At 70.7% G+C, this 23,494-nt stretch carries 17 protein-coding genes, 1 tRNA gene and 1 pseudogene; 12 read left to right on the forward strand and 7 right to left on the reverse strand.

The annotated features are described in order from the left end of the window. Positions 1 to 160 precede the first annotated feature (160 nt). The 10 genes from ACFU5O_RS06145 (at position 161) to ACFU5O_RS06190 (ending at position 13,459) form a co-directional block, all read left to right on the forward strand. Positions 161 to 3,871, forward strand: coding sequence for a ThuA domain-containing protein (locus ACFU5O_RS06145; RefSeq protein ID WP_384236979.1), 3,711 nt, complete (start codon positions 161 to 163; stop codon positions 3,869 to 3,871). A gap of 92 nt (positions 3,872 to 3,963) precedes the next feature. After that, entirely contained in the window at positions 3,964 to 5,094 is a 1,131-nt protein-coding gene (locus ACFU5O_RS06150) for an inositol-3-phosphate synthase (protein ID WP_384236981.1), read from the forward strand. 440 nt (positions 5,095 to 5,534) lie between these two features. Beyond that, positions 5,535 to 6,500, forward strand: a complete 966-nt coding sequence (locus ACFU5O_RS06155; protein WP_384236984.1) for an SCO3242 family prenyltransferase — start codon at positions 5,535 to 5,537, stop codon at positions 6,498 to 6,500. Beyond that, positions 6,497 to 7,342: a sugar phosphate isomerase/epimerase family protein gene (locus ACFU5O_RS06160; RefSeq protein WP_384236986.1), complete on the forward strand. Its 846-nt coding sequence runs from the start codon at positions 6,497 to 6,499 to the stop codon at positions 7,340 to 7,342. The genes ACFU5O_RS06155 and ACFU5O_RS06160 overlap by 4 nt, the downstream gene beginning before the upstream one ends. Continuing rightward, positions 7,339 to 7,965, forward strand: coding sequence for an EboA domain-containing protein (locus ACFU5O_RS06165; RefSeq protein ID WP_384236989.1), 627 nt, complete (start codon positions 7,339 to 7,341; stop codon positions 7,963 to 7,965). The genes ACFU5O_RS06160 and ACFU5O_RS06165 overlap by 4 nt, the downstream gene beginning before the upstream one ends. Beyond that, positions 7,965 to 8,840, forward strand: coding sequence for a TatD family hydrolase (locus tag ACFU5O_RS06170; protein ID WP_384236991.1), 876 nt, complete (start codon positions 7,965 to 7,967; stop codon positions 8,838 to 8,840). The genes ACFU5O_RS06165 and ACFU5O_RS06170 overlap by 1 nt, the downstream gene beginning before the upstream one ends. Positions 8,841 to 8,853: 13 nt before the next feature. After that, entirely contained in the window at positions 8,854 to 10,053 is a 1,200-nt protein-coding gene (gene eboE, locus ACFU5O_RS06175; protein WP_384236993.1) for a metabolite traffic protein EboE, read from the forward strand. Next, a complete protein-coding gene (locus ACFU5O_RS06180) occupies positions 10,050 to 11,540 on the forward strand; it encodes an alkaline phosphatase family protein (protein ID WP_384236996.1) in 1,491 nt (496 codons plus the stop codon). The genes eboE and ACFU5O_RS06180 overlap by 4 nt, the downstream gene beginning before the upstream one ends. A 34-nt stretch (positions 11,541 to 11,574) precedes the next feature. Beyond that, positions 11,575 to 12,612 (forward strand): sugar phosphate isomerase/epimerase family protein, encoded by a 1,038-nt coding sequence (locus ACFU5O_RS06185; protein ID WP_384236998.1) that lies wholly within the window; start codon positions 11,575 to 11,577, stop codon positions 12,610 to 12,612. Between the two features lie 232 nt (positions 12,613 to 12,844). After that, positions 12,845 to 13,459, forward strand: a complete 615-nt coding sequence (locus ACFU5O_RS06190) for an HAD family acid phosphatase (RefSeq protein ID WP_384237001.1) — start codon at positions 12,845 to 12,847, stop codon at positions 13,457 to 13,459. Between the two features lie 266 nt (positions 13,460 to 13,725). Here the strand turns inward: ACFU5O_RS06190 and ACFU5O_RS06195 are convergent. The 3 genes and pseudogenes from ACFU5O_RS06195 to ACFU5O_RS06205 form a co-directional block, all read right to left on the reverse strand. Beyond that, positions 13,726 to 13,929, reverse strand: a pseudogene (locus ACFU5O_RS06195) (hypothetical protein); the annotation flags it as partial. Between the two features lie 140 nt (positions 13,930 to 14,069). After that, on the reverse strand, positions 14,070 to 15,053 hold the full coding sequence (locus ACFU5O_RS06200; protein ID WP_384237004.1) for a BtrH N-terminal domain-containing protein: 984 nt from the start codon (positions 15,051 to 15,053) through the stop codon (positions 14,070 to 14,072). Between the two features lie 89 nt (positions 15,054 to 15,142). Further along, a complete protein-coding gene (locus ACFU5O_RS06205; protein WP_384237007.1) occupies positions 15,143 to 16,450 on the reverse strand; it encodes a DUF2254 domain-containing protein in 1,308 nt (435 codons plus the stop codon). A 213-nt stretch (positions 16,451 to 16,663) separates the two neighbouring features. On the opposite strand from ACFU5O_RS06205, the gene ACFU5O_RS06210 reads away from it, so the two are divergent. Then, positions 16,664 to 16,748: transfer RNA gene (locus ACFU5O_RS06210), tRNA-Leu, on the forward strand. A gap of 215 nt (positions 16,749 to 16,963) precedes the next feature. Here the strand turns inward: ACFU5O_RS06210 and ACFU5O_RS06215 are convergent. Together ACFU5O_RS06215 and ACFU5O_RS06220 are read right to left on the reverse strand one after the other, a co-directional pair. Then, positions 16,964 to 17,323 (reverse strand): hypothetical protein, encoded by a 360-nt coding sequence (locus tag ACFU5O_RS06215; RefSeq protein ID WP_384237009.1) that lies wholly within the window; start codon positions 17,321 to 17,323, stop codon positions 16,964 to 16,966. Between the two features lie 5 nt (positions 17,324 to 17,328). Further along, the gene (locus tag ACFU5O_RS06220) at positions 17,329 to 17,694 is read right to left on the reverse strand and encodes a hypothetical protein (RefSeq protein WP_384237011.1); all 366 of its coding nucleotides are present in this window, start codon (positions 17,692 to 17,694) and stop codon (positions 17,329 to 17,331) included. Between the two features lie 161 nt (positions 17,695 to 17,855). Between ACFU5O_RS06220 and ACFU5O_RS06225 the strand changes: the two genes are divergently transcribed. Then, positions 17,856 to 20,915: a BTAD domain-containing putative transcriptional regulator gene (locus ACFU5O_RS06225; RefSeq protein ID WP_384237012.1), complete on the forward strand. Its 3,060-nt coding sequence runs from the start codon at positions 17,856 to 17,858 to the stop codon at positions 20,913 to 20,915. Between the two features lie 69 nt (positions 20,916 to 20,984). Here the strand turns inward: ACFU5O_RS06225 and ACFU5O_RS06230 are convergent, their stop codons facing one another. Then, positions 20,985 to 22,913: an ABC transporter ATP-binding protein gene (locus tag ACFU5O_RS06230; protein WP_384237014.1), complete on the reverse strand. Its 1,929-nt coding sequence runs from the start codon at positions 22,911 to 22,913 to the stop codon at positions 20,985 to 20,987. Next, positions 22,910 to 23,458, reverse strand: coding sequence for a TlpA family protein disulfide reductase (locus ACFU5O_RS06235; protein WP_384237015.1), 549 nt, complete (start codon positions 23,456 to 23,458; stop codon positions 22,910 to 22,912). The genes ACFU5O_RS06230 and ACFU5O_RS06235 overlap by 4 nt, the downstream gene beginning before the upstream one ends. Positions 23,459 to 23,494: the final 36 nt, after the last annotated feature.

Here is a 23,494-nt window from a genome sequence, read left to right on the forward strand (position 1 = left end):
CCCTGAGGTGTACAGGACATAGCTCAGAACAGGGGTCTCCCCGATCTCGACCAGCGTGACGGCGCACGCCGGTCCCCGGAGTTCCCGCGGCACGTCCCGCGCGCGGAACCGCACGGCAGCAGCACCCGCCCGTACGACCGGCCACTTCCGGAGGACACACGTGCACAGAACACGGCCCGGAGCACGCGGAGTCAGGAAGGGACTCGCGCTCCTCACCGGCGGCCTTCTGGCCGCGACGTCACTCACCCTCGCCGCCCCCGCAGGAGCGGGAGCCGCCCCCCATGACACGGCACCCGCGGCGGCGGCCGAGGAATTCCAGCAGGTCACCCTCGCCAAGGGCGAGCCCGAGGTCGGCGAGCCGATGTCGCTCGCCGTCCTGCCCGACCGCAGCGTGCTGCACACCTCGCGCGACGGCGAGCTGCGGACGACCGACGCGGCGGGCAACACCCGCGTCATCGGCACCATCCCGGTCTACGCACACGACGAGGAAGGTCTCCAAGGCGTCGGCATCGACCCGGGGTTCAGCGAGAACCGGGCGATCTACCTCTACTACGCGCCCCCGCTGGACACACCCGCCGGCGATGCCCCCAACGAGGGCACGGCCGCCGAACTCGCCAAGTTCGACGGAGTCAACCGGCTCTCCCGCTTCGTCCTCAAGGCCGACGGCACGCTCGACAACGCCAGCGAGAAGAAGGTCATCGACATCCCCGCCACCCGTGGCATCTGCTGTCACGTCGGCGGAGACATCGATTTCGACGCTCAGGGCAATCTGTATCTGTCGACGGGCGACGACTCCAACCCCTTCGCCTCCGACGGCTACACCCCCATCGACGAGCGGCCCAACCGCAATCCGGCCTACGACGCCCGCCGCACCTCGGGCAACACCAACGACCTGCGTGGCAAGATCCTTCGCATCAAGGTCACGGCCGACGGCTCGTACACCGTCCCCGACGGCAACCTCTTCGCCCCGGGTACGGAGAAGACACGGCCCGAGATCTACGCCATGGGCTTCCGCAACCCGTTCCGCTTCAGCGTCGACAAGAAGACCGGTGTGCTGTATGTCGGCGACTACGGCCCCGACGCGGGAGCGGCCGACCCCGGGCGAGGACCGGCCGGACAGGTCGAATTCGCCCGTGTCACCAAGCCGGGGAACTTCGGCTGGCCCTTCTGCACCGGCGACAACGACCCGTTCGTCGACTACGACTTCGAGACAAAGGTGTCCGGAGCAGCCTTCGACTGCGCGGCCCCGAAGAACGAATCCCCGCACAACACCGGTCTTGTCGACCTGCCGTCCGCAGAGCCCGCGTGGATTCCGTACGACGGTGGGTCCGTGCCCGAGTTCGGCACCGGCTCCGAGTCCCCGATGGGCGGCCCCGTCTACCACTACGACGCGAACCTCGACTCCCCGGTGAAGTTCCCCGAGGCGTACGACGGCGACTTCTTCGCCGGCGAGTTCGGCCGCCGCTGGATCAAGCGCATCGAGCACGGCGCCGACGGCACCGTCCGGTCCATCAACCCCATTCCCTGGACCGGGACGCAAATCATGGACATGTCCTTCGGCCCCGACGGCGCGCTGTACGTCCTCGACTACGGCACCGCCTGGTTCGGCGGCGACGAGCACTCCGCGCTCTACCGCATCGAGAACGCCACCGGAGGCCGCTCCCCGGTCGCAGAGGCGGCAGCGGACAGGACATCGGGCAAGGCCCCGCTGCGGGTCGCGTTCTCCTCTGCCGGCACCACCGACGCGGACGGCGACGCCCTCACCTACACCTGGGACTTCGGCGACGGCGGTACGTCCACGGCGGCCGACCCGACATACACCTACCGCAGGAACGGGACCTACACGGCGACCGTGACGGCGAAGGACCCCACGGGGCGCACCGGGTCGGCCAGTGTGCACGTCGTGGTGGGCAACACCGCGCCCAAGGTGACCCTGGAACTGCCGTCCGAAGGCGCGCTGTTCAGCTTCGGCGATGAGATCCCGTTCCGGGTGAAGGTCACCGACCCGGAGGACGGCCCCGTCGACTGCGCGAAGGTGAAGGTCACCTATGTCCTCGGTCATGACAGCCACGGCCACCCCGTGACCTCGGCGAACGGCTGCACCGGCACCATCAAGACCTCCGCCGACGGCGGCCACGACCCGAACGCGAACATCTTCGGCGTCTTCGACGCCGAGTACACGGACGGCGGAGGCGGTGGCCAGGACGCGCTGACCGGCCACGACCAGGCGCAGCTACAGCCACGCCACCGGCAGGCCGAGCACTTCACGGGCTCGTCCGGCGTCAGCGTCATCGACAAGACGCCCGCGAACGGAGGCAGGACCGTGGGCGACATCGACGACGGGGACTGGATCTCCTTCAAGCCCTACAACCTGACCGGTACCACCAAACTGACCGCACGGGTCTCCTCCGGCGGCGCGGGCGGCTTCCTCGAGGTCCGCACCGGATCGGCGGACGGCACCCTGCTGGGCTCCGCCCCGGTCCCGGTGACCGGCGGCTGGGAGACCTTCCAGGACATCGACGTACCGCTGCGGGGCGTACCGAAGAAGACCACCGAGCTCTTCCTGGTCTTCAAGGGCGGCGCGGGAGCGCTCTACGACGTCGACGACTTCGAGCTCTCCAGCACGCCCGTCGACCGGACCGCCAAGCGTGTCCTGGTCTTCTCGCGGACGGCCGGCTTCCGCCACGACTCGATCCCGGCCGGTGTCGTGGCTCTGAAGGAACTCGGGAAGACCAGCAACATCACGGTCGACGCCACAGAAGAGGCGGCCCAGTTCACCACCGGCAACCTCGCCCGGTACGACGCCGTGGTGTTCCTGTCGACCACCGGTGACGTGCTGAACGCCGAGCAGCAGAAGGCGTTCGAGAACTATGTCGCCACGGGCGGCGGATACATGGGAGTCCACGCGGCCGCCGACACCGAGTACGACTGGGAGTTCTACGGCGGACTCGTCGGCGCCTACTTCCAGTCCCACCCGCAGATCCAGAAGGCGACCGTGCGGGTCGAGGACCACGTCCACCCGGCCACCTCGCACCTCGACGAGGTCTGGGAGCGCACGGACGAGTGGTACAACTACCGCACCAACCCGCGCGGTCAGGCCCGCGTCCTCGCGACCCTCGACGAAACCACCTACGTGGGCGGCACGATGAAGGGCGACCATCCGATCGCCTGGTGCCAGAACTACCAGGGCGGGCGCGCCTTCTACACGGGCGGCGGACACACCAAGGAGTCCTACACCGAGCCGGCGTTCCGGCAGCATCTGCTCGGCGGACTGCGCTATGCCTCCGGGCAGGTCAACGCCGACTGCAAGCCGGGAACCGGACACCGGGACCTCTTCAACGGCCACACGCTGGAGGGCTGGAAGCAGGCCGGGCCCGGCAGGTTCAACGTGGTCGACGGCGAGCTCAGGTCCGAGGGCGGCATGGGGATGCTCTGGTACCAGGCCAAGGAACTGAACTCCTACTCCCTCAAGCTCGACTGGAAGATGACGGGCGACGACAACTCCGGCGTCTTCGTGGGCTTCCCCGCCTCCGACGACCCCTGGTCCGCGGTGAACAAGGGCTACGAGATACAGATCGACGCCACCGACGCCCCTGATCGCACCACCGGCGCCGTCTACGGCTTCAAGTCGGCCGACCTCAAGGCCCGCGACCGGGTGCTGCGGCCACCCGGCCAGTGGAACAGCTACGAGATCCGGGTCCAGGGTGAGCGGCTCACCGTCCTCCTCAACGGCGTGAAGATCAACTCCTTCACCAACGCCGACCCGGTACGGAGCCTCAAGGACGGCTACATCGGCATCCAGAACCACGGCGCCGACGACCAGGTGTCCTTCCGGCAGATCCGGCTCAAGGAACTGCCCTCGTCCTCATAGGGCGGTCCCTGCCGGACCCACAAGCCGGCGGCGGGCGGGGAGCGCCGTAACCCCGCCCGCCGCCCCACCACCGCATCCCAGGGAGGCAGCCTGTGACGAACAGGAACGAAACAGTGTCGCGCACCGGGGTCTGGCTGGTCGGAGCCCGCGGCTCCGTCGCCACCACCGCGGTCGCCGGCTGCGCGGCGGTGACCGCCGGGCTGCACCCGGCGACGGGCATGGTGACGGAGACCGCGCCGTTCGCCGCGTCCCGGCTGCCATCGTTGTCATCCCTGGTGTTCGGCGGCCACGACACCGTCAACTGCCCACTGCCGAAACGGGCCGAGCAACTGGCGGCGGGCGGCGTCCTGCCCCATGGCCTGCCGGCGGCGGTAGGGACCGAACTCACCGCGGCGGACGAGGAGATCCGGGCCGGCGGACCGCTTCCGGGGGACACCCGCACCGACGCGGAACTGATCGCCGCGTTCGCGTGCGACATCGCCTCCTTCCGGCACCGCCACGGGCTCGCCCGAGTGGTCGTGGTCAACGTCGCCTCCACGGAGCCCGTCCCGGACCCGGCTTCCGTACGGCTCCCCGCCAGCTCGCTCTATGCGGCGGCCGCGACCGAGGCCGGCTGCCCCTACGTCAACTTCACCCCCTCCACCGGGCTGCGCACCGACGCCCTCGCCGAGAACGCGTCCGCCCGTGGACTTCCGCACGCGGGCCGGGACGGCAAGACGGGCCAGACGCTGCTCCGCTGCGTACTCGCCCCGATGTTCGTCCAGCGGGCCCTGTCGGTGCGCGCATGGTCCGGCACCAATCTGCTGGGCGGGGGCGACGGGGCGGCGCTGTCCGACCCCGCCGCGGCCGCGGCGAAGAACGCCGGCAAGGAACGCGTCCTGGCCGACACCCTCGGCGCCGCACCGGAGGGCGAGGTCCACATCGACGACGTCCCGGCGCTCGGCGACTGGAAGACCGCCTGGGACCACATCGCCTTCGACGGCTTCCTCGGTACCCGCATGGTGCTGCAGACCACCTGGCAGGGCTGCGACTCGGCCCTCGCCGCCCCGCTCGTCCTCGACCTGGCCCGGCTGCTGGCCCGCGCCCACGAGGCGGGCATCCGCGGCCCCCTTCCCGAGCTCGCCTTCTACTTCAAGGACCCGGACCCGGGCGCACCGGCCGCTCTGCCGGACCAGTACGCCGCCCTCGTCGCCTTCGCGGACCGCCTCCGGGAGAACCGGTGACACGCGGCGGCGGCCGACGGCGCCTCCTCACCGCCCTTCGCGGCCTGGCATGGCTGTCACCCCCGAAGGCGCGCCCGGCGACGGGACGCAGGGCGCCGCGAGGCCGGTGGGGGGTCGCGGGGGCGGGCGCGGCACACAGGCACGGGCACGGCGACACGCGGTGCGTGTGCGGATGCCCGGATGCGCGCAGCGAGCAGCCGGCGCCGGCGGATCCCGTGGCGGGCGCCGCCGAACCCGGGAACGACGCGGCGAACCACGGCGGACCTCGGCGCGGGGGAGCCCGTCGGACAGCACCCGGGCGTGTGGACGCGCGAGGCGGCGTACCGGCCGAGGGCGGCGTACCGGCTGAGGGCGGCGTACCGGCTGAAACCGGCGTGCCGCACGGTGCGTCCACGCGGGAGGAATCCGCCCGGCCCGGGCTCGGGCCGACGATCGGGCCCGTGCCCCCCGGAGCGGGGGCCGCACCCGGACGCGGCGGGACGGCGCGGGCCTGGGCCGAACTGCTCCGCGTCTCCGCCCTGTTCACCGTCCCCGGTGACGCGCTCGCGGGCGCCGCCTCCGCAGGCCTGCGCCCCAACCGGGGCACCGCTCTCGCCGTCGTCGCCTCGCTCTGCCTCTACGAGGCGGGCATGGCCCTCAACGACTGGGCCGACCGGCACGAGGACGCCATCGACCGGCCCCACCGGCCGATACCCTCGGGCCGCGTCACCCCGTCCGCGGCCTTCGCCGCGGCGAGCTCCCTCACCGCTGCCGGTCTGGCCCTGGCCGCCCGCGCGGGGAGGGTCCCGCTCGCCGTCGCCACATCCCTGGCGGTCATGGTCTGGTCGTACGACCTGCACCTCAAGCACACTCCGGCCGGGCCGGCGGCGATGGCGTCGGCCCGCGCCCTGGACCTCCTCCTCGGCGCATCGGCCACTCGTCCGGGTGCCCTGCGTGCCGCCCTGCCGAGCGCCGGCCTCCTCGGTGCCCACACCTGCGCGATCACCTCCGTCTCCCGCCATGAAGTCCAGGGCGGCTCCACCACTGCCCCTCTCGCGGCTCTGGCGACGGCCCTCACCGTCGCGGCAACGACCAGCCGTCCCGGACCCCGCAGCGAGGGCCGGCCCGCGCCACGAAGTCCGGAGGACGCGGGAGGCGGACGGCGCGACGCGGGGGTCCGTCGGCTCCGCGCCACGACGGGTCTCCTCGCCGCCACATATGCCCACGCCACCCTCACCCCCTTCCTCCACGCCGCCCTCAACCCCTCCCCGCCCCTCACCCAGCGCGCCGTCGGCGCCGGGATCCGCGCCATGATCCCGCTGCAGGCCGCCCTCGCCGCCCGCACCGGAGCGACCGGAACCGGACTGGCCGTCCTTGCGCTCGTCCCCGTCGCCCGGCGTCTCGCCCGGAAGGTGAGCCCGACATGAACCTGCGCCTCGGCTATGGCACCAACGGCCTCACCGACCTCCGTCTCGACGACGCCCTCGTCCTTCTCGCCGACCTCGGCTACGACGGCGTCGGCCTCACCCTCGACCACATGCACCTCGACCCGCTCGCCCCCGACCTCGCCGCCCGCACCCGCCGGCTCGCGGGACGCCTGGCCGACCTCGGTCTGGAGGTCACCGTCGAGACCGGCGCACGCTATGTCCTCGACCCGCGCCGCAAACACGGCCCCTCGCTCCTCGACCCGGACCCCGACGGACGCGCAGCCCGCACCGGACTCCTCCTCCGCGCCGTCCAGGTCGCCGCGGACCTCGGCGCACACGCGGTGCACTGCTTCACCGGCATCACCCCCCACGGGACGTCCGACTCCACCGCTTGGCAGCGCCTCGAAGCCGCCCTCACCCCCGTTTTGGACGCCGCGGCCACCGCTCACGTCCCCCTCGCCGTCGAACCCGAACCCGGGCATCTCCTCTCCAACCTCGAGGACTTCCATCACCTGCGCACCCTGCTCGGCGACCCCGAACCCCTCGGTCTCACCCTCGACATCGGCCACTGCCAGTGCCTCGAACCGGCATCGCCCGCGGACTGTGTCAAGACGGCCGCCCCCTGGCTGCGGCACGTCCAGATCGAGGACATGCGCCGCGGCGTCCACGAACACCTTCCGCTCGGCGACGGCGAGATCGACTTCCCCTCCGTCCTGGATGCACTGGCCGCCGTCGGCTACCGGGGACTGACCGTCGTCGAACTGCCCCGCCACTCCCACGCGGGCCCCGAACTCGCCCGCGCCTCGATCGAGTTCCTGCGCACGCGAGGAGCAGCGGCATGACGACGTCCACCCGCGAGGACCTCGACGCCCGGCTCGGCGCCCCCGCCCGTGCCTGGCTGCACGAAGCCCTTGCCGAAGCGGCCCGCACCACCGGCACCCCGGAAGACGCCCCCGGCCCCTGCGCGGTCCCCGGCTGGGAACTGCGCTTCGCGGCCGCCGGCCGTCACTGCGGTCAGGAGCACGCCGACTCCGTACGCACCCTCCTTCTCCACGAGGCCGGCGCCGACGCGGCCACCCTCACCCGCCTCTACCGGCAAGGCACCGCCGCCGAGCGCCGCGCCGTCCTCCTCGCTCTGCCCCTCCTCTCCCCGGACCCCGCCGCCGGCCTCCCACTCGTCGAGGACGCACTGCGCACCAATGACACCCGGCTCATCGCCGCTGCCCTCGGCCCGTACGCCGCCGAACACCTCGATCCGCACTCCTGGCGGCACGCACTGCTCAAATGCCTGTTCACCGGAGTGCCCGTGGACTGCGCCGACGGCCTCGAGCGGCGCACCCGGGGCGACGGGGAACTCGCCCGCATGCTCGGCGACCACGCCGCAGAACGCACCGCCGCCGGCCGCCCCGTACCCACCGACCTCCACCGCGTCCTTGCCCTGACGTCCCCCACGGAGGAGCCCTGATGCGCATCTTCGACCCCCATATCCATATGACGTCCCGGACCACGGACGACTACCGGGCGATGCACACCGCGGGTGTCCGCGCCCTCGTCGAACCCTCCTTCTGGCTCGGCCAGCCCCGCACCTCACCCGCCTCCTTCTTCGACTACTTCGACTCCCTCCTCGGCTGGGAACCGTTCCGTGCCGCCCAGTACGGCATCGCCCACCACTGCACGATCGCGCTCAACCCCAAAGAGGCCAACGATCCCCGCTGCACACCGGTCCTCGACGCGCTGCCCCGCTACCTCGTCAAGGACAACGTCGTCGCCGTCGGCGAGATCGGCTACGACTCGATGACCCCCGCGGAGGACGCCGCCCTCGCGGCCCAGCTCCAGCTCGCCGCCGACCACGGCCTGCCCGCCCTCGTCCACACCCCCCACCGCGACAAGCTCGCCGGCCTGCGCCGCACCATCGACGTCGTCCAGGAATCCGCCCTCGCCCCCGAACGAGTCCTCCTCGACCACCTCAACGAGACGACCGTGAAGGACGCCGCCGGCAGCGGATGCTGGCTCGGCTTCTCCATCTACCCCGACACCAAGATGGACGAGGACCGCATGGTCGCCGTCCTCAAGGCCCACGGCACCGACAGGATCCTGGTCAACTCGGCCGCGGACTGGGGCAGGAGCGACCCGCTCAAGACCCGCAAGGTGGCCGACGCCATGCTCGCGGCCGGTTTCAGCACCGATGACGTCGATCAGGTCGTGTGGCGCAATCCCGTGGCCTTCTACGCCCAGAGCGGTCGCCTGCAGCTCGACCAGCTCGACCAGCTCGACCCGTACGACGTCCCGGCGCCCGAGGCCCTGCACGAGGGCAACTCCATCCTCCGCGGCGGGGAATGAGGAGGCGACACACATGCGCTTCCGCCACCCCGACGGCTCCACCGTCCACCTGGCCTACTGCACCAACGTCCACCCGGCAGAAACCCTCGCCGGTGTCCTCGCTCAGCTCCGCGACCACTGCGAACCCGTACGCAAACGCCTCGGCCGCGACCGCCTCGGCATCGGCCTGTGGCTCGCCAAGGACGCGGCCCAGGCCCTGGTCACCGACCCGGCGGCCCTGCGTGGACTGCGCGCCGCACTCGACCGGCGCGGACTGGAGGTCGTGACCCTCAACGGTTTCCCCTACGAAGGCTTCGGCGCCGACGAGGTCAAGTACCGCGTCTATCGCCCGGACTGGGCCGAGCCCCAACGCCTCGCCCACACCGTCGATCTGGCCCGTCTCCTCGCCTCGCTCCTTCCCGACGACATCACCGAAGGGTCCATCTCGACCCTTCCGCTCGCCTGGCGGACCCGCTTCGACGACACCGTGGCCGCCGCCGCCCGAACCGCGCTCACGACCCTCGCCGAGCGCCTCGACGCCCTCGAGGAACTCACCGGCAAGTCCATCCGGATCGCCCTCGAACCCGAGCCCGGCTGCACCGTGGAGACAACAGCTGACGCGATCCGCCCCCTCACCGCCATATCGAGCGACCGCATCGGCATCTGCGTCGACACCTGCCATCTCGCCACCTCCTTCGAAGAACCCGGCCCCGCACTCGGGGCGCTCACCGCCGCCGGTATCACCATCCCCAAAGCACAGCTCTCCGCCGCGCTGCACGCAGAACACCCCCACCTCCCCGATGTACGCGACGCGCTCGCCGCCTTCGCCGAGCCCCGCTTCCTCCACCAGACCCGCACCCTTGCCCGACCTGCCCGAGCAGGGGACCCGACGTCGGCCCCGGGGCTGCGCGGCACCGACGACCTCCACGAGGCCCTGGCCACCGACGGCCTTCCCGACGACGCCCCCTGGCGTGCCCACTTCCACGTCCCCCTGCACGCACCGCCCGCACCGCCTCTCGGCTCAACCCTCTCCGTGCTCCAGGACGCCGTTACCCACCTGGTCGGCGGCCCCGTTCCGCTCACCCACCACCTCGAGGTCGAGACGTACACCTGGCAGGCACTTCCCGCCGAGCTCCGTCCCCGCAGCCGTACCCAGCTCGCCGACGGAATCGCCGCCGAACTCACCCTCGCGCGCGACCTGCTCACCGACCTCGGCCTCAAGGAACTCCCATGAGCCACACCCCTTCCGGCGACACCCCTTCCGGCGACACCCCTTCCGGCGACACCCCTTCCGGGGACAGCACTGTCGTCCCTTTCGCCGGCACAACGAGCGACGCGGCGCGACCCACCCCCCTCCTCGTCCTGGACGTCGTCGGCCTCACCCCCCGCCTCCTGAACCACATGCCGCGACTGAAACAGCTGGCCTCCGCCGGCTCACAAGCCCCACTCGGCACCGTCCTGCCCGCCGTCACCTGCGCCGCCCAGTCCACGTTCCTCACCGGCACGCTTCCCTCGGAGCACGGCATCGTCGGCAACGGCTGGTACTTCCGTGAACTCGGCGACGTACTCCTCTGGCGCCAGCACAACGGCCTCGTCCGCGGCGACAAACTCTGGGACGCCGCCCGCCGCGCCCACCCCGGCTACACCGTCGCCAACATCTGCTGGTGGTACGCCATGGGCGCCGACACCGACATCACCGTCACCCCGCGCCCGGTCTACTACGCCGACGGCCGCAAGGAACCCGACTGCTACACCCGGCCCCCCGCGCTCCACGACGAACTCACGGACAGATTCGGCACCTTCCCCCTCTTCCACTTCTGGGGCCCCGGCGCAGACATCGTCTCCAGCCGCTGGATCGTCGACGCCACCCGTCACATCCTGCGCACCCGCACCCCCGATCTCGCGCTGTGCTACCTGCCCCACCTCGACTACGACCTTCAGCGGTACGGCCCCGACGACCCGCGCTCCTTGCAGGCCGCAGCCGACCTGGACTCGGTCATGACCCCCCTCCTCGACGACGCACGGCGCGAAGGACGCACCGTCGTGGCCCTCTCCGAGTACGGCATCACCCGCGTCACCCGGCACATCGACATCAACCGCGAGCTGCGCCGCGCCGGCCTGCTCGAAGTCCACACCCAGGACGGCATGGAGTACCTCGACGCGATGGCCTCCCGTGCCTTCGCCGTCGCCGACCATCAGCTCGCCCATGTCTACGTACGCCGCCCCGAGGACCTCGACGCCACTCGCGAGGCACTCTCCGGACTGCCCGGCATCGCCGAACTGCTCGACGACGAAGGCAAGAAGAGCCACGGGCTCGACCATCCGCGCTCCGGCGAGCTCGTCGCCGTGGCGGAGGCGGACGCCTGGTTCACGTACTACTACTGGCTCGACGACGACCGGGCACCCGACTTCGCCCAGCTCGTCGAGATCCACCGCAAGCCCGGCTACGACCCGGTCGAGCTGTTCATGGACCCCGAGGACCCGTACGTCCGCGTCAGGGCCGCGACAGTCCTCGCCCGCAAGAAACTCGGCATGCGCTACCGCATGGCGGTCGTACCGCTCGACCCCTCACCTATTCGCGGCAGCCATGGCCGCCTCCCCACGAGCGATGACACCGACAACGGGCCGCTCATTCTGTGCTCCACCCCCCGCGCCGTAGGAGGCCGCGTCGCGGCCACCGATGTGAAGTCCCTGCTGCTTCAACTCGCTGGACTCCACTGAACCAGAAACCACTGACAACGAGGAGTTATCCACAATGAGCCGCACGAGCAGGACCCCAGACCCGGAGCTCGGCCACAAGCTCAGCAGACGCGGCATGCTCGGCGTCGCCGCCGGAGCCACCGCCGCCGCCCTCCTCGGCGCAGCCGCCCCGGAGGCCGCCGCCCACGGCACCGGCCGCGACCGCAGCCGCCCCGTGCTGCCCCCGGGACGCCTCGGCATCCAGCTCTATTCGCTCCGCGACAAGGTCTCCACCCTCGGCTTCGCCCCGGTCTTCGCCGAACTCGAGAAGTACGGCTACGACGAGGTCGAGTTCGCGGGATACACCCAAGGCTCGGCGGGCCCCATCACCCTCGCCCAGCTCCGCCGGCTCACCCGCGACCACGGACTGCGCGCCATCGGCAGCCACGTCGGCTACTACAGCGACGGCGACCCGAACGCATACACCTTCGCCCAGAACCTCGACAAGGTCCTCGACGACGCCCAGGCACTCGGCCTCAAGCACATCGGCACCGCCTCCGGTCCCTGGCGCTACGGTGCCACCGTCGACGGCTGGAAGCGCTGCGCCGACGAGTTCAACGAGTTCGGCGCCGCTGCCCGGGCCCGTGGCATGAAGTTCTACCAGCACAACCACGCCGAGGAGTTCTCCTTCGCCACCGACAGGCCCGACGTACGCCTCTACGACGTCCTGCTCGCCGAGACCGATCCCGACCTCGTGTACCTGGAGATGGACATCTACTGGGCGTACGCGGGCCAGTTCCGCTTCTCCAAGCGCGTGGACGGCACCCCCGCTCCCTTCGACCCGCTCCGCTACGTCCTCAAGCAGCCCGACCGCTATCCGCTCTTCCACGTCAAGGACGGCGAACGCGACGACTCCGCCCGCGACGGCTACCGCATGGTGGACGTCGGGGACGGCGACATCGACTACAAGCGGTTCATCTCGGCCGTCACCAGGACCCGCAGCGGTCGCCACGACCACCATTGGCAGGCCGAACACGACAACCCCGTCGAGTCGTTCACCTTCGCCCGCAGGTCGAGCGAGCACCTCCACTCGCTCCGCGAGAAGGGCTGCTAGCGAATCCTCCGGCCCGTACCGCCCGCTGCGAGTCATTCGTCGCGGGCGGAGTCGTGTGCCCGGAAGGTCATCGAAACTTCTCGCTACTGACCGGTAGATGGAATGTTGCCTTCCGTCCATCATTGAGCGCGAGCATGCCAAGGCTGTCGCCGGAGCCCGGCGAACGGCTTCCTGAGCAATCCCCGACTCCCAGGAGAACCCCCCAATGCATGCACGCAGTTGGAGAACCGGTGTGGCCGCAGCCCTCACGGCAGCTGCTCTCACCATGGCCACCCCCGCAGCCTCGGCCGTGACCCTGGCCCCGCAGGGCGCCCAGGCCCGGGCCGCGACCACTGCCGCACAGGCGGCGGGCGTCGACTACGCGACCTGGCAGCGTGATGTGGCGTCGGTCGTCGCCGTCGCCCGCCCCTACATCGAGCAGCGGAGCGCGCAGCCGGGCGGAAAGAAGCAGGCGATCGTCCTCGACATCGACAACACCTCGCTCGAGACGGACTTCCACCCCTTCTGGGAATGGCCGACCCCTGCCGTCCAGCAGGTCCGCGACCTCGCCCGTTTCGCGGACTCGCGCGGTGTGGACGTCTTCTTCGTCACCGCCCGCCCGGGGATCATCTCCTCGATCACCGACTACAACCTCAAGAAGGTCGGATACCCGGTCGACGGTCTGTACGTCCGGGACCTGCCCGACCTCTTCGAAGAGGTCGGCAAGTACAAGACCGGCAAGCGGGCCGAGATCGAGGCGAAGGGCTACACCATCATCGCCAACATCGGCAACAAGAGCAGTGACCTCGTGGGTGGTCACGCCGAAAGGACGTTCAAGCTGCCGGACTACGACGGCCAGTTGTCCTGACCCTCCCGGGTGGCCGCGGTGACCGGGTTCCCGGCCGCCGCGGCCACCTGTCGCCTGCCCGCTCGACCACGCACAGTCGTTCACTCACCCCGTCCCTCCTGGCGTCTTCTGCTCTGATTCGGCCAGGGGATCCTCCAACCAGGGCCAGGGCCAGGGCCAGGGCCAGGGCCAGGGCCAGGGCCAGGGATGGGGCATGGCGGCTCGCGCGGACCGATGCCGACCGGGCATCTTCCCTGACTGCCAGCCCAACGCCCGCCCCCGCCGCCCTAACAGGACAAGGCGCCGCTAAGGACTTGTCCGGGCGATCGTGTTCGGAGCCGGACGGCGAGAGCCGCGGCGGTGATGGTGCCGAGGCAGACGTAGGGGCCCTTGTCGCACCGGGTGGCCACAGCCCTGGAATGCTTCAGCTTGTTGATGGCCCGTTCGACGGTGTTGCGCTTCCTGTACGGGTCTTGGTCGCTTGCCGGTGGTCACACCACCGGCCACAACGCCCGTTGCTCACCGGCAGGAACGGCCCCAGCTGTTCCCACTCGGCATCGCTCGGATCATCCCGCCCCATGCCCGGAACAACGCTGGACACAGCGCAGTCACAAGATCGGCCGGACAGGTGCTAGAGCATGCTGAGTGCCTGCATCGCATCGCGTTCGATGCGCGAGAGCTCGTGGAGGATGGAGCCGGCCTGCATGAGGTTCTTCGCGTCGCCGGATTCTCCTGCTGTCCCGATGAGTGCGGCCACCTGTGTCCAGAGGGTGGCGGCCTCGGTATACAGGCTGTGGCCAGTGCGCAGGTGGCTGCTGTCGATCAGCTGGGCGCACTCGGCGAGGAAGTCCCGGTAGAGATTGCGGAACAGGGCGCCGCCGGTGCCCGCCCTCTCCATGAGGACGGCGACCCGTGGCAGGTCCCCCCGCGGATTGTTGCTGCGCTGCAGCCACTTCGGCACTTGCTTCGCGGTCTTCTCGATGCCCCGGTGGCCCAGGTTCGCGATGGGCGGGTTCAGGAAGGCGTCGGCGCAGGTCTTGATCGCGGGGATGATCCGGTCCTGCGGTGACGCCAGGTTGCTGGGCGCTGCGATGGTGAAGGAGCGGTGCTTGGCGGTCATGGGGCCGCGCTCGGCTCTCGCCCTGGCCAGGCCGGCGAGGCTGGTCGAGACGGCTCCGCCCTGCGGGTCGGTATCCACCAGGTAGGCGTGCTGTTCGTCGTAGCCGTACATGGCCACGACGTGCCCGCCGAAGCGCACCTTGGTGCTGAAGTAGTCCAGGTGGTAGCTGTCGAGCTGAAGGCCGACCGGCCGACCGGCGTCGATGGGTGCCGCCACGTTCTGCCATGCCTTGCGCGGGGAGGTGGTCTCCCCGACCAGCAGCTGAAGCCCAAGTACGGCGGCCAGGTTCCTGGTGAGCTCGAACGGCTTGACCCGGCCTCCCAGGAAGGGAAACCCCATGGCTTTGCTGTCCCAGTAGATGAAGGACAGTCCGGAGCCAAGCCCGAACAGCATGGGCTCGGACAGGTCGAGTCCCTCATGGCGCAGCAGCACGCCCAGCGCCGTCGTCTCGCAGTGCTGCATACCGCGGACATCGATGTCCTTCACCATGGTCATGCCGCTCATTCTGCTCCCTCACCGGACGACAGCGCCGCAGACGGGCGTGCCAGACCATCACGGCCCAGGCATGATCCGCCGGACAAGGCCTAGCCGATTCCCTGCCGGTCCGGCTCCAGCGCGAACGCCCGCTCGGTGACCTCCCGCACCGTACGCTCCACGGCCTGGACCAGGAGCGTACGGTGCCGGAGCAGCGGCTCGCGCCGCTCCTGCGGTACGAGCCGCAGCAGATCGTCGAGCCCCGCCATCAGCCGCCGCGACACCTGGGGGCTGCCCGCAGCCTGCAACCGGATCTCCGTGAACGCGAGATCGACCAGATCCACCCACTCGGGCCCGTCCTGAACCAGCCGTACGACCCCTTTGCCGTCCCGGTGATGCACAGCTCCCAGGGGCCGGTCCGCGAGCTTCTCCAGAAACCCGACGATCCGGTCGACGCACTGCACGGCGGTCGTGGGGTCGTTCACGGCCGGCGACAGCGCCCGCAGCGCGATGTCGGAGAGCTGCCGCAGCCCGAACCCCAAGTCCTGGTGGAACGTGCGCTCGACGCCGACCGACACCGTGTACCGGAGGGAGGACGGCGCGGGTACCCGCTGCCCGTGCACCGCGAGCACCGGAGTTCCAGGTACCACGTAGTCCCCGATCCGAGGGATCAGCCTGAGCACGACATCGTTGCGCCGCGCGACCCGTACCAACCGCGCGACGTACACATCCCGCAGCACTCCCGCGCGCCCGTCATGGCTCACCCGCGCGATCTCGGCCGCCAGGGAAGTCCCGTCGGACCCCTGCACTGGCACCTTCGCGAGGACCTTGAGCGATTCCTTGTTGATCCGCTCGGCCACCGGGCCGACCTTCATCAGCTGCAGCGTCTGTGTCACGTAGGCGATGAACAGCACCAGACTGATCCCGACCATGAAGATCGTCAGCCCGCTCTGGACCAGCGGCACGGTCCGCACGTCCCGAGGGTCGGTCTCGCTCTCGTACGAAGTGAGCACGAGCAGCGAAAGCAGGAACGTCGACAGGAACACCGCGAAGGTCAGCTTGCTGATCCTGCTCCTGATGAAGATCCGCACGATCCGGGGGCTGAAGTTCCCGGCGGCCATCTGGACGGCGACCAGCGAGATGCTGAAGACGACACCGATGAACGTCATCATCGCAGCGCTGATCGTGGTGATGATCGTCTCTGCGTCGGTCGCGACGCCGATGAGGTAGCGAAGGGTGTCGTAGTCGCGCTCGGCCTGGAGTACCGCCACGATCTTCGTGTCGAGAGAATCCGCCGCGCCCCACAGCACACAGACGAGGACCAGCGCCGCGGTGGGCGCGAACCAGAAGGTGTCCCGCAGATGCTCCCGCAACGGCGACAAGGCTCGCGGCCTGCGATAACGGCGTTCACGGCTCACCCTGCGAGGCTAGACGACCAAACACCGTCCGTATGCATACGACCACACTCCGCACTCCGGACGTGGCGGCGCCCCGGGCCCCGGCCCGGACGGGTCCGTAGACGTCTCCCCACCCCACTGACCACGCGAAATGCAGTTCAGAGCCACCTCGAACCCCTGGTAGAGTTATCCATGTCGCCGCGGGGAACACCCTGTGAGCGGCGGTAACACCTGGTCCGGGTGGCGGAATGGCAGACGCGCTAGCTTGAGGTGCTAGTGCCCTTTATCGGGCGTGGGGGTTCAAGTCCCCCCTCGGACACTCGCTATGGCGATACGCAAGTGAGGGCCTCGACCGTACGGTCGCGGTCCTTGTTGCGTTGTCGTAGCTGATGGTGATGCCGAGGGCTTCGTGGAGCTGCCCGGGTACCCGTCCGCGCCCTCATGGGCGCACGGACCACAGGAGAGGCCTCACCGTGCGGCCCCGGTGCCCCCGTGACACCGGGACCCCTTTTCCCCCCCGTCCGACCCCCACCCTCAGCTGTTGATCCGGTCGGTCACGGCCACGCTGCACTCGTCGGAACCGATTCCCGGCCCCGTCGTGCAGACCCACAGGGTGATGGTGCCGTTCTCCCGCATGTCGTAGTTGCACGTCCTGCTGACATCCGGGACGGTCACGCTGCACGAGCCCGAGCGCCCGTAGTCCGTGTACCACTCGACCGAACTGGTGCGGCCCTCGTAGTGCTCGACCCAGATCTTGTCGCCGTAGCCGATGAATCCGCCCGTGGCGTACCCGTTGCCCACCACCGCGTCGGCCTGCGCCGACGTGGCGAACCAGAGGACCGTCGCCGCCGCGCCCACGGCGGCCACCGCGAACCGGGAAGCATTGCGCATCATACGAATCACCAACCGTCGCAGTAGTTCTCGTCGTTGAGGCTCATGTCCAGTGCGGTGAAGTTGCCGCCGTAGACCCAGCCGTCCCGGAGCGTCCCGTAGTGCGTCGTGGCGTACCAGATGTTTCCGGCGCTGTTCGCGTACCAGCAGCTCACCGCCACGGCCCCACTGATGGAGCGGCCACCGCAGGTGCTCGCGGGGCCGGTCCGCAGCGGCGTGCTGCTCTTCACGGTTCCCTGGTACCCGTAGAACCCGTCCACGGTGGGCGGAGTCGGGCAGGCGGAGGCCGCCGCGTTGGACTGGGCGGGGGCGATGATCAGGGCTCCGACAGCCGATGCGGAGACCAGAAGCGCCTGGACGATGCGTCTTGCCATGCTTGCTCCCTCGGTGAATGGGCCACCTCTTTGCCGGCCACTCACGGTGCCGGGACGGACATCGGGAAACCTTCGGAAAAGCTTGAATGCGCCTTGAATAGCTGGTCGGTGGCGCTCAGGGTGTGGCGTGCGAACGGGCAAGGGCACGGTGAGGGGGAGCGATGGGCACGTGCTACGGGGTCCTGGGAAGCATCGAAGTTCGGCGCGACGGAGTCCCGGTCGACGTCGGGCACGCGATGCAGCGGCGCGTGCTGGCGGCGCTGCTCGTCGACGCGGACCGCGCCGTGTCGCTCGATGCGCTGGTGGACCGGGTGTGGGGGGACGTCGAGCCGTCGCACGGTCGCCGGAATCTGTACGGCTACATCTCCCGGCTGCGCACCGTACTGGCCGGTGACGGCACGGCCATCGCACGCGCGCGGGGCGGTGGCTACCGGCTCACGGTCGATCTTTCGCTGGTGGACGCGCATCGCTTCAGGGACTTGTCGGACCGGGCACGACGGGCGGCTGCGGACGAGCAGGCGGAGGCGCTGTGGCGGGAGGCGCTGGGGCTGTGGCGGGGCACCGCGTTCACCGGAGTGGACACTCCTTGGTTCAACGCGCAGCGCCAGCTTCTCGACAGCGAGCGCCTGGTCGCCCAACTGGAGCTGGTCGACGTCCGATTACGCCTGGCGCAGCATGATCGAATCGTGAGCGAACTGGTGGCCCGGGCCGAGGCACATCCCCTCGACGAGCGGGTGCTCGGGCAGCTGCTCCTCGCCCTGTGCCGGTGCGGGCGTCAGGCGGAGGCGTTGGAGGAGTACGAGCGCGCCCGGCGGCGACTCGCCGACGAGCTGGGGGTCGACCCCGGCGCGGCGTTGCAGCGGCTGTACGCGCGGATCCTGGCCGGGGATCCGGACCTGTTCGGCGATCCCGCTCCGGCCGCCGCCGGCGTCGCCACCCGTATCGCCGCCGGCGTCGACGTCCACGTCGCCCCCGCCGACGAGGAAGCGGAAGACGACAGCGCCGCCGCCGTGAACCCCGTGACGGGTCGACAGCTCGTCCCCCGGCTCCTGCCGGCGGACCTCGCCCTGTTCGTCGGCCGCGACGCCGAACTGGACAAGGCCTGCCGGCTCCTCGACGCGGGCGGCCCGGGGCCGCCGACCCTGCTGGTCACCGGCCCCGCGGGGGTCGGCAAGACGGCCTTCGCCGTACGTACGGGCCACCGGCTGGCCCTCCGCTTCCCGGACGGTCAGCTGCACGCGGACCTGCGCGGCTTCGGCGACGAGCCGGCCGATCCGTTCACAGTCCTGGGCGCGTTCCTTCGCGCGCTCGGCGTCCGCGGCGGCACGGTGCCCGCGGAACTGACGGAACGCATCCATCTCTACCGCTCCCTGCTGGCCCAACGGCAGGTGCTCGTCGTCCTGGACAACGCGGCCGGGCCCGAGCAGGTGCGCGATCTGCTGCCGAGCGGCGTGCGGTGCGCCGCCGTCGTCACCAGCCGTACGACGATGGCGGAGCTGGGCTGCCGTCGGCTCCCCCTGGACGTGCTGGACGCCGCCACCGCGCTCGCTCTGCTGCGCGAGATGCTGGGCGCGGACCGGACCGACGCTGAGCCCGACTCGGCCCGCTCCATCGTCGAGACCTGCGGCGGCCTTCCGCTCGCGGTGTGGGTGGCCGGCGCGCGGCTGGCCGCACGCCCGCACTGGCCCCTGGCCACCGTGGCCCGCGCCCTCGCTGACAAGGAGCGGAAGCTCGACGAGCTCGCAGTCGGCCACATCGCCGTACGGGCCAGCCTCGAACTCACCTACCAGGGGATGGCGGCGTCGACCCAGCACGCGCTGCGGATGCTCTCCCTGCTCCTGCCCGGACCCGACTTCGCCGCCTGGGCGCTGGCCGCGCTCCTGGACGTGGACGTGTCCGCGGCGGAGGCCGTGCTCGATGATCTTGTCGAGGTGCACCTGGTGCGGGTCGGATCGGTGGGCGCCACCGGAATCCGCTATCAACTGCACGACCTGGTACGACTGTTCGGCCGCGAGCGCGCGGTTCGAGCCGTCCGACGCCAGGACCGTACGGCGGCACTCACCCGCCTGGTCGGGGCCAGCCTCCACCTCGCCGACCTCGCCGCGGACACCCTCAGCGTCGACTTCCAGGGCATCTCGCAGACGGAGCTGGTCTCCTGGCGGGTCTCCCCGGAGGACGCCCGCCGGCTGCTCGCCGACCCGTTGGCCTGGTTCACCGACGAGCGCGAGTTCCTCATCGAGGTGGCCGAGCAGGCGCTGGAGTGGACGGAAACCGCACCCGCCGCCGGGCTGGCCACCGCCCTCACGACCCTGTTCCAGGTCGGCGGCCACTTCGACGACTGGGAGCGGCTGCAGAACCGGGCGCTCAAGGCGGCGCTGAGCTGCGGCGACCGGCCGAGCGCCGCGAAGCTCCACCGTTGCCTCGGCGAGCTCACCACCATCCTCGACCGGTATCCGGAGGCGCTGAACCACTTCGAACAGGCGCTGCTGCTCGCCGAGGGACAGGGGCCGAACTACTTGGCAGGGGCGACCGCAGGATTGGCGTACGTGCACCGGCTCCTCGGCCAGTACTCCTCGGCTGTTGAGCACTTCGAGACGGCCACCGGGCTGGCCAGGCAGGCGGGCAACATCAACTGTCTCGTCTACGCCACCAACGGCCTCGGCGTCATCGACCTCGAGCAAGGCCGCGTCGAGGCCGCCATGGAGCGATTCACGGAGTGCCTGCAGGCCAGCCGGGTCGCGGGCTACCGGCCCGGGGAGGCCCAGGCCCTGCGCTGTCTCGGCCAGAGCCACCGCGCGCTGGGCGCCTACCCGGCCGCCGCCGAGGCCTACCGGCATGCGGTAGCGATCAGCGCGGACCTCGGCGACCGCCTCACCGCCACTCACGCCGCCTGCTGGCTCGGGGACGTCCTGGTCCGCCAGGGAGAACATCGCGAAGGGCGCCGTCTGCTCGCGCAGAGCCTGTGGACGTACCGGGAGTTCGGCAACCTGTGGGGCGAGGCGGCCACACTGTACGCCCTCGCGGAAGCGCAACTCGCGGCCGGCCGCCCGGCCTTCGCCCTCGTGCGCGCCGATGCCGCGGTCACGCTCTGGCGACAGGTTGGCTCCAGCACCTGGCTCGCCGTGGCCCTCGACACCCTGGCCACCGCGCACACCGAGGCCGGGGACGAACCGGCCGCGACCCGGGCCCGCGACGAGGCCGCGGAGCTACGGAAGGCCTGAGCGCCCCTCGCGAGCCTGGTGCCCAGCCACGTGCTCGAGACCGAGCTCTCCTCACCCCAACCTCGGTCGTCACGGACCGGTGGTCTGCCGATAGCCGCTGGACTGGAGGGTGAAGAGGCGGGCGTAGGTGCCCTTGCGCGCGAGGAGTTCGCAGTGGTCGCCTTCTTCGGTGATGCGACCGTCGCAAAGCACGACGATTCTGTCGGCGTCACGGACGGCGCCGAGCCGGTGGGAGATCAGCAGACTGGTACGTCCCTGACGATGGTTCAGGAGCCTTAGGTGGACCTCGTGTTCTGCCTCCGCGTCGAGACCGGAGTTCGGCTCGTCCAGGATCAGGAGCTGAGGATCATCGCGCAGGAAGGCCCGGGCCAGGGCCAGCCGCTGCCATTGCCCGCCGGACAGCAGCGTGCCCGGTTCTGCATCCTCGTGGGTGGTGTAGATCCTGCTCAGCATCGTGTCGTAGCCCTGCGGCAGGCGTGACAGCTCCCGGTCGATGCCCGCTGCGCGCGCGGCGGCGACCAGCCTCGAGCGGTCGTCGAGCGCGCGGACGTCGCCGAGGGCGATGTTCTGCGCTGCGGTCAGGTCGTAATGCATGTAGTCCTGGAACACCGCACCGAGTCGGCTGCGCAACTCGGCGGCGGGGACCTGGCGGATGTCGACGCCGTCCCAGAGCACGGCGCCGCGGGTCGGCTCGTAGAACCGGCACAGCAGTTTCACCAGGGTGCTCTTGCCCGCCCCGTTGGCCCCCACCAGAGCAACCGCCTGGCCGTGAGGCAGGAACAAGTTCACACCGCGCAGCACCCAAGGGTGCTCCTCGTCGTACCGGAACCAGACGTCCCGGAACTCGACGCCTCGACGCAGCGTCGGGAGCGCGTCCGCGGGGGAGTCGTCCGAGTCCTCGCCGGTCCCGACGATCGCGAGGAAGTGGCGCATCATCAGGAGGAGGTGGTGCACGTCGGCCAGGGACTTCACCAGACCGGACAGCGCCGTCTGCACCCCTGCGACGGCGGCGACGAACATCGACACGTCCCCGACGGTCAGTTCCCCGCGCCTGGCCGCGAGGGCCGCCCAGACCAGCCCCGCCCCGCCGACCAGGGCTCCGAGCAGCGCCAGTCCGCACTGGGTGGCCAGCTGCCGCCGGTCCATCGTGGCGTGCTCGGCGTCGGCGGCGCGTCGTTCGGTGAGCATTCGGTCGCGCAGATAGTCCCCAGATGCGTACAGGCGAACTTCCTTGGCGGCGTCGAGGCTGGAGAGCAGTGATTGGTAGAACATCTCCCTTCGCCGGGCCGAGCCGATCCGCCAGTCGCTCAGCGCCCGACGCCGGGAGAGCCGCAGCTGCGCCGTCAGGACCGGCGCCGTACAGGCGACGACGAGAGCGGTCATCTCAGGACTCACCGCGTACAGAGCACCGACGAACCCGACGGCGGTCAGCGCCCCGCCGCCGATGCGCAGGGCGCTGAGCACGATCCCGCCGATGGCTTGGCTGCCGGCCGACTGGGCCATGCGCAGCCGGTCCTGGAACCGCGGGTTCTCGAGCGTGGCCAGACCGGTGAAGGAATGGACGACGGTGTAGAGCCGGCCGACGGCGCGGTAACTGGTGGGCCGCCCGAGGCGGTTGCCCGCGTACGTGGTGAGGGGCGGGAGCGACGCCGCCGTCAGGCCGATGGCGGCGAGGCCGAGGGCGAGCCCGAGCAGGGCGGAGTCGCCGGCCCCGGTCAGGCCGTCGAGGACCAGCCGGGTCAGCCACGCGGCGGCAACCGGTGCCCCCGCCGCCGCGAGGGTGATCAGCAGCAGGGTGACGGTGCTGCCGGGCGCCGCCTGCCAGGCGAGCACGATCGCCGCGCGGGTCGAGGCGAGCGCCTCCTTCGGGGCGAGTCTCTCCTTGACGGCGGGCGCGCCCTTCGCGCTGCGTGCTCCGTCATTCCTGCGCGTGCGCTCGTCGTTCGGGGTGCGTGCGCCGTCCTTCCTCCGCGCTTGCTTGTCCCTGGGCCAGTTCATCCGGCCGCACCGGCCCGGTCCGCACGGCGGGGAAGGGTCCGGCCGCTGCCCGCGACCCGGCCGTCGGCCCCCACCTCCACGTACGCCGGCATGCCCCTGACAGCGAACGCCTGGGTCACCTCGTCGCCGAACTCCGTCACGACCACCCGAGCCACCGGCGACAACCGCCTCAGGTACTCGCCGAGCAGCGCCTCCTTCTCCTCGTCGCGTGTGACGACCGCAAGCACTCGGTCCCTGCCGTACTGCCCCGCCCGTTCCGCCACCAGCGGCAGGAGGTCTTCGCAGGCCGGACAGCCCGGCGACATGAACAGGACCATCGAGCCGTCGTCCAGTACGTCCTGGTCGACGAAGTCGCCCTCCGTGTCGACCGTGGAGAACGTCCCGATGAGGTCCCCGGAGGCCGCGACGAGCGCCGGGACGCTCATCTCGCCGCCCGTCGCGTCCGCAGGCCGCTCCCGCAGCCGGCGCACGACGCCGAAGGTCAGGGTCAGATTGAGCAAGCCGAGCAATCCGAGGAGCACGACGGACGCGGTCAGGTACGCCATGACGGTGAGTCCTTTCCAGGCAGCGGGCGAGTAGCG

This window comes from Streptomyces sp. NPDC057445, assembly GCF_042802855.1.
In the GTDB taxonomy this organism is placed as follows: Bacteria; Actinomycetota; Actinomycetes; order Streptomycetales; family Streptomycetaceae; genus Streptomyces.